Annotated in this window: 20 protein-coding genes; 15 read left to right on the top strand and 5 right to left on the bottom strand. The window is 68.9% G+C overall.

The genetic code is table 11. The features are described 5' to 3' along the window. Window positions 1–126: 126 nt before the first annotated feature. Together ABZX10_RS20160 and ABZX10_RS20155 are read right to left on the bottom strand one after the other, a co-directional pair. Complete coding sequence (locus ABZX10_RS20160; protein WP_355544103.1) at window positions 127–327, bottom strand: YbdD/YjiX family protein; 201 nt, start codon at window positions 325–327, stop codon at window positions 127–129. Further along, window positions 288–2558: a carbon starvation CstA family protein gene (locus tag ABZX10_RS20155; protein ID WP_355544100.1), complete on the bottom strand. Its 2271-nt coding sequence runs from the start codon at window positions 2556–2558 to the stop codon at window positions 288–290. Before ABZX10_RS20155 ends, ABZX10_RS20160 begins: the two co-directional genes overlap by 40 nt. A gap of 115 nt (window positions 2559–2673) precedes the next feature. Here ABZX10_RS20155 and ychF point away from each other — a divergent pair, with 115 nt between their 5' ends. Then, window positions 2674–3747, top strand: a complete 1074-nt coding sequence (gene ychF / locus ABZX10_RS20150; protein WP_355544097.1) for a redox-regulated ATPase YchF — start codon at window positions 2674–2676, stop codon at window positions 3745–3747. A 246-nt stretch (window positions 3748–3993) separates the two neighbouring features. After that, the gene (locus tag ABZX10_RS20145; RefSeq protein WP_355544094.1) at window positions 3994–5106 is read left to right on the top strand and encodes an NAD(P)/FAD-dependent oxidoreductase; all 1113 of its coding nucleotides are present in this window, start codon (window positions 3994–3996) and stop codon (window positions 5104–5106) included. Between the two features lie 86 nt (window positions 5107–5192). Here the strand turns inward: ABZX10_RS20145 and ABZX10_RS20140 are convergent, their stop codons facing one another. Next, window positions 5193–5660: a phage tail protein gene (locus tag ABZX10_RS20140; protein ID WP_355544091.1), complete on the bottom strand. Its 468-nt coding sequence runs from the start codon at window positions 5658–5660 to the stop codon at window positions 5193–5195. Window positions 5661–5969: 309 nt separating this feature from the next. Between ABZX10_RS20140 and ABZX10_RS20135 the strand changes: the two genes are divergently transcribed. From ABZX10_RS20135 to ABZX10_RS20095, 9 genes are all read left to right on the top strand, one after another. Then, window positions 5970–7451, top strand: coding sequence for an MDR family MFS transporter (locus ABZX10_RS20135; RefSeq protein WP_355544088.1), 1482 nt, complete (start codon window positions 5970–5972; stop codon window positions 7449–7451). Window positions 7452–7490: 39 nt separating this feature from the next. Next, window positions 7491–8078 carry a dihydrofolate reductase family protein gene (locus ABZX10_RS20130; protein ID WP_355544085.1) on the top strand — a complete coding sequence of 196 codons (588 nt, stop codon included), beginning with the start codon at window positions 7491–7493 and terminating at the stop codon, window positions 8076–8078. Then, on the top strand, window positions 8075–8902 hold the full coding sequence (locus ABZX10_RS20125; protein ID WP_355544082.1) for a hypothetical protein: 828 nt from the start codon (window positions 8075–8077) through the stop codon (window positions 8900–8902). Before ABZX10_RS20130 ends, ABZX10_RS20125 begins: the two co-directional genes overlap by 4 nt. Window positions 8903–8904: 2 nt before the next feature. Further along, window positions 8905–9240, top strand: a complete 336-nt coding sequence (locus ABZX10_RS20120; protein ID WP_355544079.1) for a VOC family protein — start codon at window positions 8905–8907, stop codon at window positions 9238–9240. 28 nt (window positions 9241–9268) lie between these two features. Next, window positions 9269–9700: a YdeI/OmpD-associated family protein gene (locus ABZX10_RS20115; protein WP_355544076.1), complete on the top strand. Its 432-nt coding sequence runs from the start codon at window positions 9269–9271 to the stop codon at window positions 9698–9700. Between the two features lie 37 nt (window positions 9701–9737). Continuing rightward, entirely contained in the window at window positions 9738–10736 is a 999-nt protein-coding gene (locus ABZX10_RS20110) for an acryloyl-CoA reductase (RefSeq protein WP_355544073.1), read from the top strand. A gap of 42 nt (window positions 10737–10778) precedes the next feature. After that, a complete protein-coding gene (locus tag ABZX10_RS20105; RefSeq protein WP_355544070.1) occupies window positions 10779–11210 on the top strand; it encodes a VOC family protein in 432 nt (143 codons plus the stop codon). Window positions 11211–11287: 77 nt separating this feature from the next. Beyond that, entirely contained in the window at window positions 11288–11623 is a 336-nt protein-coding gene (locus tag ABZX10_RS20100; protein ID WP_355544067.1) for a hypothetical protein, read from the top strand. A gap of 62 nt (window positions 11624–11685) precedes the next feature. Continuing rightward, complete coding sequence (locus ABZX10_RS20095) at window positions 11686–12036, top strand: hypothetical protein (RefSeq protein ID WP_068575022.1); 351 nt, start codon at window positions 11686–11688, stop codon at window positions 12034–12036. Window positions 12037–12050: 14 nt separating this feature from the next. On the opposite strand, the gene ABZX10_RS20090 is transcribed toward ABZX10_RS20095, so the two are convergent. Then, a complete protein-coding gene (locus ABZX10_RS20090; protein ID WP_355544062.1) occupies window positions 12051–12683 on the bottom strand; it encodes a DUF2461 domain-containing protein in 633 nt (210 codons plus the stop codon). A gap of 23 nt (window positions 12684–12706) precedes the next feature. On the opposite strand from ABZX10_RS20090, the gene ABZX10_RS20085 reads away from it, so the two are divergent. Both ABZX10_RS20085 and ABZX10_RS20080 read left to right on the top strand, forming a co-directional pair. Beyond that, window positions 12707–13165 carry a peroxiredoxin gene (locus ABZX10_RS20085; RefSeq protein WP_355544059.1) on the top strand — a complete coding sequence of 153 codons (459 nt, stop codon included), beginning with the start codon at window positions 12707–12709 and terminating at the stop codon, window positions 13163–13165. Then, complete coding sequence (locus ABZX10_RS20080; RefSeq protein ID WP_355544056.1) at window positions 13162–13611, top strand: acetyltransferase; 450 nt, start codon at window positions 13162–13164, stop codon at window positions 13609–13611. The genes ABZX10_RS20085 and ABZX10_RS20080 overlap by 4 nt, the downstream gene beginning before the upstream one ends. 13 nt (window positions 13612–13624) lie before the next feature. Here ABZX10_RS20080 and ABZX10_RS20075 read toward each other — a convergent pair whose 3' ends face one another. Next, window positions 13625–14068 (bottom strand): MarR family transcriptional regulator, encoded by a 444-nt coding sequence (locus ABZX10_RS20075; protein ID WP_355544053.1) that lies wholly within the window; start codon window positions 14066–14068, stop codon window positions 13625–13627. 97 nt (window positions 14069–14165) lie between these two features. Between ABZX10_RS20075 and ABZX10_RS20070 the strand changes: the two genes are divergently transcribed. Together ABZX10_RS20070 and ABZX10_RS20065 are read left to right on the top strand one after the other, a co-directional pair. Then, window positions 14166–14849 (top strand): type 1 glutamine amidotransferase domain-containing protein, encoded by a 684-nt coding sequence (locus ABZX10_RS20070; protein WP_355544050.1) that lies wholly within the window; start codon window positions 14166–14168, stop codon window positions 14847–14849. Window positions 14850–14953: 104 nt separating this feature from the next. Next, the gene (locus tag ABZX10_RS20065; RefSeq protein ID WP_355544047.1) at window positions 14954–15439 is read left to right on the top strand and encodes a nuclear transport factor 2 family protein; all 486 of its coding nucleotides are present in this window, start codon (window positions 14954–14956) and stop codon (window positions 15437–15439) included. The last annotated feature ends 69 nt before the right edge of the window (window positions 15440–15508 follow it).

Below are 15508 nucleotides of genomic sequence, written 5' to 3'. Positions count from 1 at the left end.
CTCGATCGGCCTCGGAAATCAGAACGGGTTCAGCTCGCACCCCTCCAGTCTCCCACGACACCCATCGGCAACAGACTTTCAACACGAGCCACTAGCGGGTTTCGGACACCGTCGTCGGTGCGCCGCTCAGCAGCAGCGGACCTGGACGGTCGCGCCGTCGTGGCGCGCCTTCCAGTACTCCCGCTCGGTCATGACCGGCTCGCCGGGATGGGTGGCCCGACAGTGCTCGACGTACCGCTGGTAGTGGTTGTCGCCCATCACCGATCCCACGTACCAGCGGATCGCCTTCAGTGCCCGGATGATCGGGTCACGCCCAGTGCGTCCCATTGCTCCTGCACCTTCCTCTCCGCCGCGGTGGGGATGAGCCCCTTCGGGGCGAACAGCTCGGTGGGCACCGGTTCCTCCTCGGTGAGCGGGCGCCCGTTGCCGGATACGGTGCGGTAGATCGTCCAGACGCCCATGATGACCACGATCAGGACCATGATGGCGAACACGATCGACAGCGTGCCCTGGATGAAGGTGTTGCGCACCACCGCGTCGATCGCCTCAGGCGTCTTCGCGGATCCGTACTTCTGCAGGCCGGCATCGGCCGCGGCCTTGAAGTTGCTGTGCTGCTTCCAGTAGCCCACGGCGGGGTCGGCGCTGAAGATCTTCTGCCACGACGCCGTCATGGTGATGATCAGGTCCCAGACGAGCGGGATCGCCGGTATCCAGACCCACTTGTAGTAGCCCTTCTTGACCACCACCACGACCACCACGGTCAGCGCCATCGCGGCGAGCAGCTGGTTGGCGATGCCGAAGAGCGGGAAGAGCGTGTTGATGCCGCCGAGCGGATCGGTGACACCCATCAGCAGGATGCTGCCCCAGGCCGCGACGACGAGCAGCGAAGCGCCCCAGGCGCCCACCCGCCAGCTGGGGTCCTTGAGCCGCTGGAACGGGCCGCCCAGGTTGCTCAGCGCGTCGGAGACGAGGAAGCGGGCGACGCGCGTGCCGGCGTCGACGGTGGTGAGGATGAACAGCGCCTCGAACATGATCGCGAAGTGGTACCAGAAGGACTTCATCGACGACCCGCCGAACACCTGGTGCAGCACCTCGGACATGCCGAGCGCCAGCGTCGGGGCGCCGCCGGTGCGGGAGACGATGCTCTCCTCGCCGACGTCCTTGGCGGCTTGCGCGATCTGCTGCCCGGTGATCGGATCACCGCTCAGGCCCAGTGAATTGACGTAGGTGGCCGCGGTCTCCGCGGTGCCGCCGGTCTTCGCGAGCGGCGCGTTCATCGCGAAGTAGAAGTGCTGGTTGATGATCGACGCCGTGATCAGCGCCATGATCGCCACGAACGACTCGGTGAGCATGCCGCCGTAGCCGATCAGCCGCATCTGCCCTTCCTTCTCCAGCAGTTTCGGCGTGGTGCCGGAGCTGACCAGGGAGTGGAAGCCCGAGAGCGCGCCGCACGCGATGGTGATGAACAGGAACGGGAACAGGGAGCCGGCGAAGACGGGTCCGTCGCCGCGGGTGGCGAAATCGGAGACCGCCGGGGCCTCCATGAGCGGCCGGGCGATGATGATGCCCACGGCCAGCAGCGCGATGGTGCCGACCTTCATGAAGGTCGAGAGATAATCGCGGGGCGCCAACAGTAGCCACACCGGCAGCACGGATGCCGCGAAGCCGTAGATGATGATCGCCCAGCTCAGCTGGACCGGGGTCAGGGTGAACAGGTCTTTACCCCAGTCGCTCTCGCCCACGTAGCGGCCGCCGATCACCGCCGCCAGCAGCAGTACGCAGCCGATGAGCGAGACCTCGGACACCCGACCGGGTCGCAGATAGCGCAGGTAGACACCCATGAACAGGGCGATGGGAATGGTCGCTGCGATGGAGAACACGCCCCACGGGCTGTGGCCCAGCGCCTGCACGACGACCAGCGCGAGCACCGCGATGAGGATCGTCATGATCGCGGCGATGCCGATGATCGCCGCCGCGCCGCCGACGGCGCCGAGCTCGTCGCGGATCATCTGGCCCAACGACCGGCCCCTGCGCCGCGTCGCGATCCACAGCACGAGGTAGTCCTGGACGCAGCCCGCGACCAGGGCGCCGACGATGATCCAGATCGTGCCCGGCAGGTAACCCATCTGCGCCGCGAGGACGGGGCCGACGAGCGGCCCGGCCCCGGCGATGGCCGCGAAGTGGTGGCCGAACAGGACCCTGCGGTCCGTCGGCATGTAGTCCGTGCCGTTGTCGAGGATCTCCGCCGGGGTGGCGTGGTCGTCGCGCGGACGCACGACCTTGAGCTCGATGAGCCGTGCGTAGAAGCGGTAGCCCACGACGTAGGTGCACACGGCCGCCAGCACGAACCACACGGCGTTGACGGTCTCGCCGCGGGCGAGGGCGATCATCGCCCAGGCCACGGCGCCGATGACCGCGATGACGCCGAAGATCACCTTGTGCTTCGTCGTGATCGGCGAACGGTCGATGATCGCCACGGGTGGCAGGGACGGGTCGGTGCGGACGTAGGTGATGTCGCCGTCCGTCTCCGTGTTCGACGGTGCGGTGGGAGCTGACACGCTGCCTCCTCGAAGGTCGGGAATCACGGTGGTGATTCGCAAGGGTCATCGTGTCACCCGCGGGGCTCGGGCGCGGGGGATTCGCGCCGGATCCGGGCACGTAGAATCAGGCCCCGTGAGCCTTACCCTCGGAATCGTCGGACTGCCCAACGTCGGCAAGTCCACCCTGTTCAACGCCCTCACCAACAGTGAGGTGGAGGCGGCGAACTACCCGTTCGCCACGATCGAGCCGAACGTCGGCGTGGTCAACCTGCCCGACCCGCGGTTGAACCGGCTCGCGGAGATCTTCGGGTCCGAGCGGATCCTCCCCGCGACGGTGTCCTTCGTCGACATCGCAGGCATCGTCAAGGGCGCCTCCGAGGGCGAGGGCATGGGCAACCAGTTCCTCTCCAACATCCGCGAGGCCGACGCGATCTGCCAGGTGGTGCGCGTCTTCTCCGACGAGGACGTCGTGCACGTGGCGGGCAAGGTCGACCCGCTGGCCGACATCGAGACCGTCGCCACCGAGCTGATCCTCGCCGATCTGCAGACCATCGAGAAGGCCCTGCCGCGTCTCGAGAAGGAAGCGCGCAAGAACAAGGAACTGGTCGAGACGGTGGAGGCCGTCAAGGCCGCCGAGGCGGTCCTGACCGACGGGAAGACGCTGTTCGCCGCCGGCTTCGACACCGCGCCGATCCGCGACCTGCACCTCATGACCGCCAAGCCCTTCCTCTACGTCTTCAACGCCGACGAGGGCGTGCTCACCGACGCCGCGCGCCGCGAGGAGCTGGCGGCCGCCGTCGCGCCGGCCGATTCCGTGTTCTTGGACGCGAAGATCGAGTCGGAGTTGCTGGAGCTCGACCCCGAGGACCAGGCCGAGATGCTCGAGTCGATCGGCCAGGACGAGCCGGGCCTCGACTCGCTCGCCCGCGCCGGCTTCCACACCCTGGGGCTGCAGACCTACCTCACCGCGGGCCCGAAGGAGTCGCGCGCGTGGACGATCCGCAAGGGCGACACCGCCCCCAAGGCCGCCGGCGTGATCCACACTGATTTCGAGAAGGGCTTCATCAAGGCCGAGATCGTCTCCTTCGCCGACCTCGATGCCAACGGCACCATGGCCGCGGCGAAGGCCGCCGGCAAGGTCCGGATGGAGGGCAAGGACTACGTCATGAGCGACGGCGATGTCGTCGAGTTCAGGTTCAATGTCTGACGCAGGTTGCGGCCATCTGCCGATCGACGGATGCGCTCAGCGCGACGCGCAACTCGAAGGACTTCGTCCACTCCGGGGTTGCGCTCATCACCCCGTGGACAGGTGAGGAACACGCGCCTTCGTTCTGATGGCTGGGTGTGCTCGTAGGGGGTACGGACCGAACCTGTTTCCTCCGACGGATCTGCGCCAGAGTGGATGCCGGCGGCGAGATCGCCCGCCGTCCCCGCTTCACGTCAAGGAGAGTTCGTGTCCGAGCCAGACTTCGTCGAGACCCTCATCGTCGGCGGTTCCCTCGCCGGGCTGACCACCGCGATCGCCCTCGCCGCGCGGGGGCGTCCCGTGACGGTTCTCGAACGCACACAGGGCCGCACGCAGCGCGGGGTGGCCATCGGCCTGGGGCGCACCGACCTCGACCTGGCCGTGGGGACCGAGCTGTCCGCCCGGGTCATCGAGCACCTCGGTGAGGACTCCCTCCGGCAGGGCCCGTACCCGCACCCCTGGTGGAACGTCTACACCGCACTGCGTACCACCGCCGAAGAGCTGCCCGGGATCACCCTCATCGACGGCGCCGACGTCACCGAGGTCGGTGAGGACGACGAGTCCGCCTGGGCCGTCACCGGCGACGGACGCCGGTTCACCGCACGTGTCCTGATCGGCGCCGACGGTTACCGCAGCGTCATTCGGCGCCACGTCGCCGCCCACCACCCGTATGCGAACTACGCCGGCTACATCGTGTGGCTCGGCCAGTCGGACTTCCCGCCCGGGGTGGACGGGAAGAAGTATCGCGTCGACTTCGAGTCCGGCGGCCCGGAGTTGCTCGCGCTGTACCCGATGGTGCAGGGCGACGGCACTATCCCGCGGTACGGCTGGGCCTGGTTCGACGCCGGCCACAACGACCTGCTCCGCGAGATCGGGGCGATCGACGGCGACGAGGTCCTGCACACGCCGCGCGCCACCGCCATCCCGGATGAGGTCTACGCGACGATGGAACGCCGTGCCCGCAAGTGGTCGGAGCCGTGGCGAACGGGTCTCAAGAAGGCGTTCGCCGAACACGACGTGATCGCCACCCCGATCACCGAGTACATCGCCGACACGGTGGTCACCGGCCGGGTGGCGATCATCGGGGACGCCGCGCACGCCCAGTCCCCGATGACCGGTGCCGGCTACTACGAGGCCTGCGCCGACGCCGCGTCCATCGCCGACGCGATCGGCGGCGACCTCGGAAAGCCCGCAATGGCCCTGACTGGAAACGACCCCGACGAGGTACGCGTCGCCCTGCGACGCTACGAGGCGCAGCGCCTGCAGCCGATGCGCCGAAAAGTGCAGGGCGGTATGTCGTTCGCCAGCATGCTCGGCTGAGTCACTGGAGCGAGTCCCGATGACGCTTCCGTTTCAATATCCCCATCCCATCGCCGGACCGTGCGCAGGGTCGGACCGGTGGCCGGTCAGGGCAGGGGATGCTCGCCCTTGATGACGAAGTAACTGCCGCGGATCTCCCCGGCGAGCTTGGAACGCTGGCGGGCCCACTTGAACGCCGAGAGCGCCTCGGGCGGATTCATCCCCTCGCTGAGCTTGAAGCCGACGGCCCGCTTGCCGCCGTCCGCCTTCGACCACAGCACGTTCACTGCGAGTCCGTCCTGGAAGTAGAGGGTGGGCCAATAGAGCTCGTCGTCCTCGTAGACGAAGACCTCGAGGATGGGGGAGGCGAACTCGATGTCGCGTTCGCTACGCAGGATCTCCTCGACCCACGCCACCACGTCGGCCCGATCCGACGGTGCGGCGGTGTTGTAGTCGGACTTGTACTTGGTGGCGAAGTAACGCGCCTCGTGCGCGCGCAACCCGGCCAACGCCGGTGCCACCGGCGAGGACTCCAGTCCGGCCTGGTCGATCTCGGTGTAGCTGACGATGGTCACGGGCGCTCCTCTGCCTGTCGATCTGCGTGGAACCGAGCGTACGCACACCGGCGATGGTGGCACTTCTCGATTCCTGACCGGTCGTCGTCGGACCCGACGTCTATGACGGCGATGGCGGAGCATCGACCTGCAGAGGCATGGTGCCGGCGGTCCCGGCGCGTCGGCTCCTAACTCGACGGTAGACCCGCCCGCAGAACGCCGGATTCATGAACGAATCTGCCGACAGGTGTCGAAAAACCTGTGAGCGGTTCGTCGTCTTCATGAAGGCGATCGACAGGCCGCCGCGAAAACGACTATGAGGAACCCGCCATGGCCACGCACACTGAACAGATGGATCACCCGCCCACCGACCTGACGACGTCCGCGGCCGAGCGGACCGAGCAGGCCGGCCGCACACCGCTCGTGATCAAGCTGCTGGTCGCAGCGACCTTCGTCGTGATCCTCAACGAGACGATCATGATCAACGCCATCCCGCGACTCATGACGGACTTCCACGTCGACGCCCGTGCCGCGCAGTGGCTCTCCACGGTCTTCATGCTCACCATGGCCGCGGTGATCCCGGTGACCGGATGGTTCCTGCAGCGGGTGAGCACCCGCACGGCGTACGCCGTTGCCATGATCACCTTCAGCGTCGGCACGGCGATCGCGGCGGCGGCACCGTCGTTCGAGGTCCTGTTGGTCGGCAGGGTCGTCCAGGCGGGCGGCACCGCCGTGATGATGCCGCTGCTCATGACCACGCTGATGACCGTCGTGCCGGAGAGCGATCGCGGTCGGGTGATGGGGCAGGTCACCCTGGCCATGTCGTGCGCCCCCGCGCTCGGCCCGGCGGTGTCCGGTGTGATCCTGCACCTCGGCTCGTGGCGCCTGATCTTCGCCTTCGTCCTCCCGATCGCCGTGGTCGTGGGCGTGGCGGGGATGCGGCAGCTCGAGAACGTCGGCGAGACCGAGAACACGCCGGTCAGCTGGCTCAGCGTGCTGCTCGCAGCGGGCGGTTTCGGCAGCCTGGTGTACGGGCTCAGCGAGATCGGCACCGGCGACTGGACCGGCCCCGTCCTCACCGTGCTCGCGGGCATCCTGCTCATCGCCGCCTTCGCCGCCTACCAGGTGCGTCTCCAGCACCGCGAGATGCCGCTGCTGGACCTGCGCACCCTCCGCCATCGCACGTTCGCCGTGTCACTACTCCTCATGACCGCCGCGTTCATGGCCTTCCTCGGCTCGATGATCCTGCTCCCGCTGTACCTGCAGGACCTCCGCGGCCTGTCCGAACTGCAGACCGGCCTCCTCGTCATGCCCGGCGGTCTGGCGATGGGGCTGCTCGGCCCGCAGGTCGGCAGGCTCTACGACCGCGTGGGCGCGCGGCCGCTGGTCATCCCGGGCTCGATCGGCATCGTCATCGCCCTCGCGGCGCTGAGTCGCGTCGGCACGAGCACCCCGTACCAGCTCATCGTCGCGATCCACGTCGCGCTCATGGTGTGCCTCGCCGCCGTCTTCACGCCGATCTTCACCGTCGGTCTCGGCGACCTGCCCGAGAACCTCTACTCGCACGGCTCGTCGCTGCTGGGCACGCTGCAGCAGGTGGCCGGCGCGATCGGCACCGCGGTGCTGATCGTCGTCATGTCGAACCGCTCGGCGCACCTCACCGAGGCGGGCGCCGCCCAGCCGGAGGCCTTCGTCGGCGGATTGCAGTGGGCTTTCGCCGCCGCGGCAATCATGGGAGTCGTGGTCGTCGCAGCATCCCTGCTCCTGCCCGCGAAGCCCGACGGTGCCGCCCCGTCGTCCGCGAGTCACTGAAGGCCGGGTGTCAGGCACGTGTCGGCTACGGTTCAGGCCATGCGCAAGCTCGTTTACCTCGTCGCCAGCACACTCGACGGCTTCATCGCCGGCCCGGACGGAACGGATCCGACCGGGCCGGGCGGCTTCTGGCCGATCCCGCAGGACTATCTCGAGCACCTGATCGCCGAGTACCCGGAGGCGTTGCCGGTCCAGGCGCGGGAGGCGCTCGGCATCAGCGGTCCCGGTGCGCACTTCGACTGCGTGGTCGAGGGTCGCAAGAGTTACGAAATCGGTCTCGCGGCAGGAATTCCCGACGCTTTCCCGCATTTGCGTCACATCGTGTTCTCGCGCACCCTGACTGAAGCGCCTGCTCCCGCCGTCGAACTCGTGGCCGACGATCCGATCACGACGATCCGCGCCCTGAAGGCGCAGGGCGGCAAAGACATCTGGCTCGTCGGCGGAGCGCAGCTGGCCGGCGCGCTCTACCGCGAAATCGACCGGATCGTGCTCAAACTCGCGCCGCTGACCATCGGATCCGGCGTACCCATCTTCTCCGCCGGCGCGGAATTCGATCCGCGCGCATGGGCTCTGACCGACCGCACCGTGATCCCGAGTGGCGCGATGTTCCTCACCTACGACCGATGATCGTCTCCACCGCCCCGCAGCGTCGCCTCGGCGTTCCGCACGATGAGGCGACGCTGCGGATCGGTCCGATCGATCCGGAGGTCCGGACCTCGACTCGCCATTTGTTCATCGACGGAGATCCGTCGTTCGAGTTGTCGTTCTGGTGCGGCACCTGCCCGTTCCTGTTCGAGCGCAAGATGGTCGGCTACAACATCTCGGACGAGCGGGAACCGCTGGACAGGTTGGAGCACGGACTCGACCTGATCGATGACGAGGTCGTCGACACGTTCTCCAGGCTGCTGCCCGAGGGTGAGTACCTGCCACTTCTGATCGAGGTCACACCCGCGTTGGTCGCACCGTACGACGATCGCGACTACTTCACGCACGAGCAGCTCGCGACCTGGGGGATCGACCCGACCTGGGGACTGCCCCAGAACCCCTTGACCCACTACTACCGCACGTTCGACACCGAGGTCGCGCCCGACGAGCACCTCTTCGAGTTCGTGGTCCCCATGGTGCAGCCCAACTGGAACGACGAGAAGCGGGTGCAGCACTACGCCGACCTTCTCGCCGCGGGCATGACGCCGACGGCGGTGGCGTTGTCGATACTCGATCGCCGTGCACCAGCGGTCGCGGCGCCCGAGGCGGATTGGTACGAGCACTGGGTGGTGACCCACTTCCTGCTCGACGGCCACCACAAGTTCGAGGCCGCCGCACGGGTCGGCGCTCCGCTGCGACTGCTCGCGCTCGTGAACATCGACGAGAGTCTAGCCGGCCCGGAGGCGGTCGCCGCACTGCCGGACCTGCTGCACCGCGCACCGTCGCCCCGACGACCGGAGGGATGAGTATGGACCTGTTCGCGCGCCTCGCCGTGACGGATCTTCCCCGCGCGGTCGCGTGGGGCGCGAAGCTCTTCGGCAACGTGGAGGCGTTCGCCCCCAACGATGTCGAGCACGTCTGGACCCTGGGTGACCACGTCCACGTGTACGCGGAGTTGCTCCCGCAGCACGCGGGGCATTGCGCGGTCACCCTCTTCCTCGATGACGCGGCGGACTTCCTCGCCGCCGCGGCGGACCGTGGCCTGCTGCCGGATTCGCAGGAGGTCTACGACAACGGCGTCCGCAAGGCGATCTTCCTCGATCCCGACGGGAACGAGGTCGGGATCGGCGGCGCGGCCGCGTAGTCCGGCGAGTTCGGGGACCATGGGAGACATGGCACTACAGATACGAACCACGTTGGAGCCCGTCGGGCCGGCGACCGCCATCGAACTCACCGACACACAGGTCGACGAACTCGGGGGCGGGAAGCGCGCGGCGGTACGGGTCACGATCGGGGACCGGTCCGCACGGCTTCGCCTCGCCGGCATGGGTGGGCGCAACCTGATCGGCCTGTCGAAGGCGGCCCGCAAGGAGCTGGGGGTCGAGATCGGGGACGTCGTCGACGCCCTCATCGAGCTCGACGGTGCGGAGCGCACCGTCGACCTGCCCGACGATCTGGCCGCGGCCCTCGCCGAGCACGGCCTGCGGGCCGCCTTCGACGCTCTGAGTTACACGCGCCGCAAGGACGCCGCCCGCGGTGTCGCGGACGCGAAGCGGGCCGAGACTCGCGAACGCCGGATCGCCGCGGTGATCGCCTCCCTCTAGGATCGCGGGAGACCGCCGAGATCCTAGGAGACGCACGATGACCCAGTTCCGGGCACTGATCGCCGAACTCGCCGACGAGGCCGTGACCTCCCGCGTCGAGACGCGCGACCCGGTGCCGCTCGAGCCCGGACATCTGCGCGTCGCCGTCGAGTACTCCGGCGTGAACTTCAAGGACGCTCTCGCCTTCACCCCCGGTGGCGGTGTCGTGCGCCAGTACCCGATCGTCCCCGGCATCGACATCGCGGGCACCGTCGTCGAATCCACGTCCGACGACTTCGTCGCAGGCGATCGCGTCGTTGCGCACGGCTACGAGATCGGCACCGCGCGCGACGGCGGCTACGCCGAGCAGGCCGTCGTACCCGCCGAGTGGACGGTGAAACTGACCTCGCTGAGCACCCGCGAGGCCGCCGCCATCGGCACCGCCGGGTTCACCGCCGCCATGAGCGTCGCCGCGATCGTCGACGCCGGGATCACCCCGGCGGACGGCCCCGTCGTCGTCACCGGTGCCACCGGCGGCGTCGGGTCCACCAGCATCGACCTCCTCGCCGGCCTCGGCTACGAGGTCGTGGCGTCGTCGGGCAAGCCGGCCGCCGCGGACCACCTGCGCGAGCTCGGCGCGGCCGAGGTGATCGGACGCCTGCCGCTCGACCCGGACGCCAAGCCCCGCCCGCTCGGCAGGAGCCGTTGGGCCGCGGCCGTCGACTGCGTGGGCGGCGCCGCGCTCGCCGACGTCATCAGCACCCTCAACTACGGCGGCGTCGTCGCCGCGAGCGGCCTCACCGGCGGCGCGGGCCTGAAGACGACGGTCATGCCGTTCATCCTGCGCGGCGTCACCCTCGCCGGCATCGACTCCGTACTGATGCCGATCGGGCCCCGTCGCGCCCTGTGGGCGCGGATCGAGTCCGACCTGCGCCCGCGCCACCTCGAGCGGGTCGCCAACGACATCGGGATCGACGGTGTCGACGCCGTCGTCGGGGCCCTCCGCGCGGGCGAGTACACGGGCCGCGCCGTCGTGGACGTGCGACGGGGCTGGTGAATCAGGTCGCGAACCGGCCGCAGCGCTGGCTACGGTGACCCCATGACTGTCCGGCAGATCCAGGTCACCTTCGATTGCGCCGACCCCAAGCGCGTCGCGCTCTTCTGGTGCGAGGCGCTCGGCTACGTCGTGCCGCCGCCCCCGCCGGGCTTCGCGGACTGGGACGCCTTCGAGGCGACGTTGCCCGCCGAGGCGCACGGTTCGGCGTTCGCGTGTGTCGACCCGAACGGCGTCGGCCCACGGCTGTTCTTCCAGCGGGTGCCCGAGGGGAAGACCGTCAAGAACCGGGCGCACCTCGACGTCCGCGTGGGACTCGGACTGGTCGGCGCGGAACGCCTTGCGGCGCTGGAGGCGGAGTGCGCCCGGCTGGAGAAGCTGGGCGGCACGCGCCTGTACCTGCAGGAGGCTGACGGCGTGAACGAGTCGTGCCTCACGATGGCCGACGTCGAGGGCAACGAGTTCTGTCTGGACTGACCCCTTACCTCGCAGGTAATCGCCACCCGTAGCCCTGCCCTCCTACGGTCGAAGGACATCGGAGGAAGGGAGTCGACATGTTCGAGCAGACACGGGGCGGCCGGTGCCGGGCACTGTGGTTCGCGGTCCACGCCGACAAGGTGCTGACCAATGCCTACATCGTCTACGCGCTCACCGTCGCGCCCATCGTCCTGGTGGTCACCGACGATCCGCAGGTGCACCGCCTGATGTGGTGGTCGCTGATCCTCGGCGCCATCGCGCTCGCCGTCCTCGGCATCGTCATGGCCGTCGGGATGTCGGTGCTCGTCAGTCGCGGTGACTCGCTCGAGTTCGACTGGTTCCTCAGCCAGTTCGACCCGACGGTCCGAGTACCCGGTGGCCCCCGTCCCGATCGGTATCGCAACGGGGGATGACAGCACCGTCGACCGCGTGGACACTGGAGACAGGTGGGTACCGACGGCCCGAGGAGTCGACGATGGCAGGTAACGAGAATCCGTTCGGGTTCGGTCCAGGGGAGTTCGATGATCTCGCGCGCGAGGCGCGGGACATGCTGGGCAAGCTCGTCGGTGGCGCCGCCGGGCGCGACGCGTTCTCCCGGGTTTTCGACGATGCCGGCCGCCGCCCGAAGCGTGAGCCCGAGACCGCGGGGGAGAGCGGCGACGGGGTGTGGGCGGTCATCGCCACCACCGACGACGGCAGCGCCCACGTCGAGCAGGTCTTCGCCACGGAGATCGACGCGCTCCGGGCCAACCAGCACAACGTCGATGCCACCCGGAAGGTGCGCTTCCTCCCGTACGGCATCGCCGTGAGCGCCCTCGACGACTGACGCAGCCGCGTCCCTCAGGCGTCCCCGTGCTCGACCAACCAGTCCAGCAGCGCGGACGTCTCGCGCCAGTGCTTGCGGATCTGCGGGACGAGCTTCGGCGTGTGGATGATCTCCTCGAAGCCGTAGTCCCGCATCACCGTGAGCGACTTGTGCCGCAGCAGGTCGATGCGCGGGTGGTCGGCGTCCCACCCGCGCGGCGAGGTCTTGAGCGTCTCGCCGCCGATCTCCCAGCCCGTGCGCCGCAGTTTCGCGATCACCTGCTCCAACGCCGGCCCGTACAGGTCGTTGTCGATGGCCTTCCGGAACGCCGCGAGGCGGGTGGGGCTCGCCTCGTAGAATCCGGCGCCGACCCGGACGCCGGGTGCCCCGATCTGTAGGTAGTAGCCCGTCGCCGGGCCCACGCCCACGAACGCGCCCTGGTGCGTCTTGTACGGGGTCTTGTCCTTGGCGAAGCGCACGTCCCGGTACGGGCGGAAGATCTTCGCGGTGCCGAACTCGTCGGCCAGCTCGTCGGTGAGCGCGGCCATCGGGGCGGCGACGGCGGTCTTGTAGACCTCCTTGTGCGCCTCCCAGAAGACCTTCGAGTTGTCGGCCTCGAGGTCGTCGTAGAAGTCGAGGGCGGCCTCGGGGAATCCGGTGAAGCTCATGCCGTCAGGCTAGCCTGGAGCGTATGAAACCCGGTGACATCGCGCCCGACTTCGAACTCCCCGACCAGGACGGCGCCCCGCGGAAGCTCAGTGACCTGCTGGCGAACGGCCCCGTCGCGCTGTTCTTCTACCCGGCCGCGTTCACTCCGGGCTGCACCAAGGAGGCGTGCCACTTCCGCGACCTCGCCGCCGAGTTCGCCGAGGCGGGTGTCCAGCGCGTGGGCATCAGCCGCGACGCGGTCGCCAAGCAGCAGGACTGGACGGCCAAGCACGGCCTCGACTACCCACTACTCTCCGACGTCGACGGTGCCGTGGCCACGGCCTACGGGGTCAAGCGCGACGGACTGCTCAAGCTCGCCGGCATGCCCACCAAACGCACCACCTTCGCTATCCGCGCCGACGACACCGTCGCCGATGTGATCGCGTCCGAGGTGAACATGCAGGTCCACGCGGACCGGGCGCTCGGCGCACTGCGGCCGTGACGGCGCCGCGACTGCGGGCTTGCCGGGGCCCGGCCGAGTACGGCGACCTGGTCGCGATCTGGCGCAGCTCCATCGACGCGACGCACGACTTCCTGGCCCCCGCCGACCGCGGCGCGATCGAGAGCAGGCTCGCGAGCGACTACTTCCCGCAGGTCCGGCTCACGGTCGCGGAGTTCGACGGTGCGCCGGTCGGGTTCGCGGGGACGGCGGGGGAGGACCTCGCAATGCTGTTCGTGCACGCCGAGGCCCGCGGGCGCGGCGTCGGTCGCGCACTCCTCGACCTCGTGGTCCGCGAGCAGGGTGTGCGCACCGTCGACGTCAACGAGCAGAACGGACAGGCCGTGGGCTTCTACGCGCACAGCGGCTTCGTGGTGACGGGCCGCAGCGAGACGGACGGCGACGGACTGCCGTACCCGCTGCTGCACCTCGCGCTGCCGCAGGACTGAGCCGCGTGGCCGTCTAACCCGCGCAGCCGTCGCGCGAGGTCCGGGCGACGATCGCGACGGCGCGCCGCAGAACCGCGGCGTCGTCGGCGGAGAGCGGCTCCAGCAGTGCCGCTTCCGCGCCCGCGACCGCCTCGCGCACCTCGCGGAGCGTCCTCAGGCCCGTATCGGTGGGCACCACCCGACGGGCCCGTCGGTCCGTCGGTGACGGTTCCCGGCGCACCAGACCCGCCTCCACGAGGTCGTCGACCACGTAGGGCATGACCGACTTGTCGATGACCAGGTACTCGGCGAGGGCGAGCTGCGTCGGCAGGTCGTACGTGGCGGCCGCGTAGAGCGTCTGATAGCCGCGGATCCCGCGGGGGATCCGGTCCAGGATCGGCGACATCGCCTCCGCGTAGGCCTTGTTCAGCACCCCCACGGACCAGCCGAAATCGCAGGTCTCCTCGTGTTCTGCCATGCCCGCAGTCTAGCAGGTCTCACATATCAGTTGCCATACATATCAATTGTGATACGGTTCAGTTGTCGAGCAAATCAATTATGATCGGAGAGTCACGATGAGCACCATCCTGGTCGTCACCACCAGCGTCCCGTCCTACGAGGTCAGCGGCCGTCGCACCGGCCTGTGGTTGGGGGAGTTGACGCACTTCGTGGACGCCGTCGAGGCGGCGGGCCACACCACCGTCATCGCGAGCATCGACGGCGGCTTCGTCCCGATCGACCCCGAATCGCTCAGCCACGAGGTGCTCGCGCAGGGCGGCACCCGCGCCCGCTACGACGATCCCGCCTTCATGGATCGGCTTCGGAACACGGTGTCCCTCAACGACGTCGACGTCGCGGACTTCGACGCGATCTACCTCACGGGTGGGCACGGCGTGATGTTCGACTTCCCGACGGACGAGCGTCTGGCGGCCCTGCTGCGCGAGTTCGACGGTGCCGGCAAGGTCGTCTCCGCGGTCTGCCACGGCACCGCGGGCCTGCTCGGTGCGACCAGGACCGACGGTGCGCCGCTCATCGCCGGCCGCCGCATCGCCGGGTTCTCCTGGAACGAGGAGGTCCTCGCGGGCCTCGATGCCATCGTTCCGTTCAACCTCGAGGAGCGCATCGCCGCGCTCGGAGCGACGTACGTGCAGGCCGACGAGGCCTGGGCCCCCTTCGCCGTCACCGACGGCACCGTCGTGACCGGCCAGAATCCGGCGAGCGCGCACCCCGTCGCCGAGGCGGTGCTCGCGCTCCTCTGATCGGGAAAGGGTTGCCGGCGGTACCCCCGAACGGAAGCATCTGGGCGAAACCGGACGAATCGCGCACGATGGGGTAATCAGTCGCACCGAACGAAGGGCTTCCCATGATGTTCCGCACCGTCAGCCGCCGTCCGGCGCTCGCCGTCGTCACCGTCGCCGCCGCGATCGCGCTCGCCGGGTGCGGGTCGAGCTCGAACGGCGTCGGCCCGACCTCGTCCGGCGGGGCCTCCGTCGCCGCAGTGTCCTCCGTCTCGCCCGCCGCCGGCCGGTTCCAGATGGATCCGGTCGCCGAGGCCTTCGTCGACGCGTGGAACGACCGCGACGCCACGTCCATGGTGAACCTGTTCCCGGCCGACGGGGTCCTGGTCGATGACACCCGTACCTTCCGCGGCCACCAGGAGATCCGCTCGTTCGCCGAGCCCGAGGTCACCGGCTACACGATCAAGGTTCTCAGCGTGGAGGAGCGCCGCGCCGACGGTCAGAAGATCCTGGTCGAGGTGAATCGCAACTCGGGCGGCGGCTTCAGGGCGAGCTTCGACTTCACCATCGCCGACGGCAGGATCCCGCGCGCGAATCTGCAGTACGCCTGATCGGCTCACGCTGTCGATTCCGGCGCGCCTCGATCGTCATTACTGTGCCCCGCCCCTGGGGCAGAGTGG

It is taken from the genome of Tsukamurella sp. NPDC003166, from assembly GCF_040611135.1.
Classification (GTDB): domain Bacteria; phylum Actinomycetota; class Actinomycetes; order Mycobacteriales; family Mycobacteriaceae; genus Tsukamurella.
Note: the sequence above shows the minus strand (reverse complement) of the source record. Positions and strands in the feature narration are given on the sequence as shown.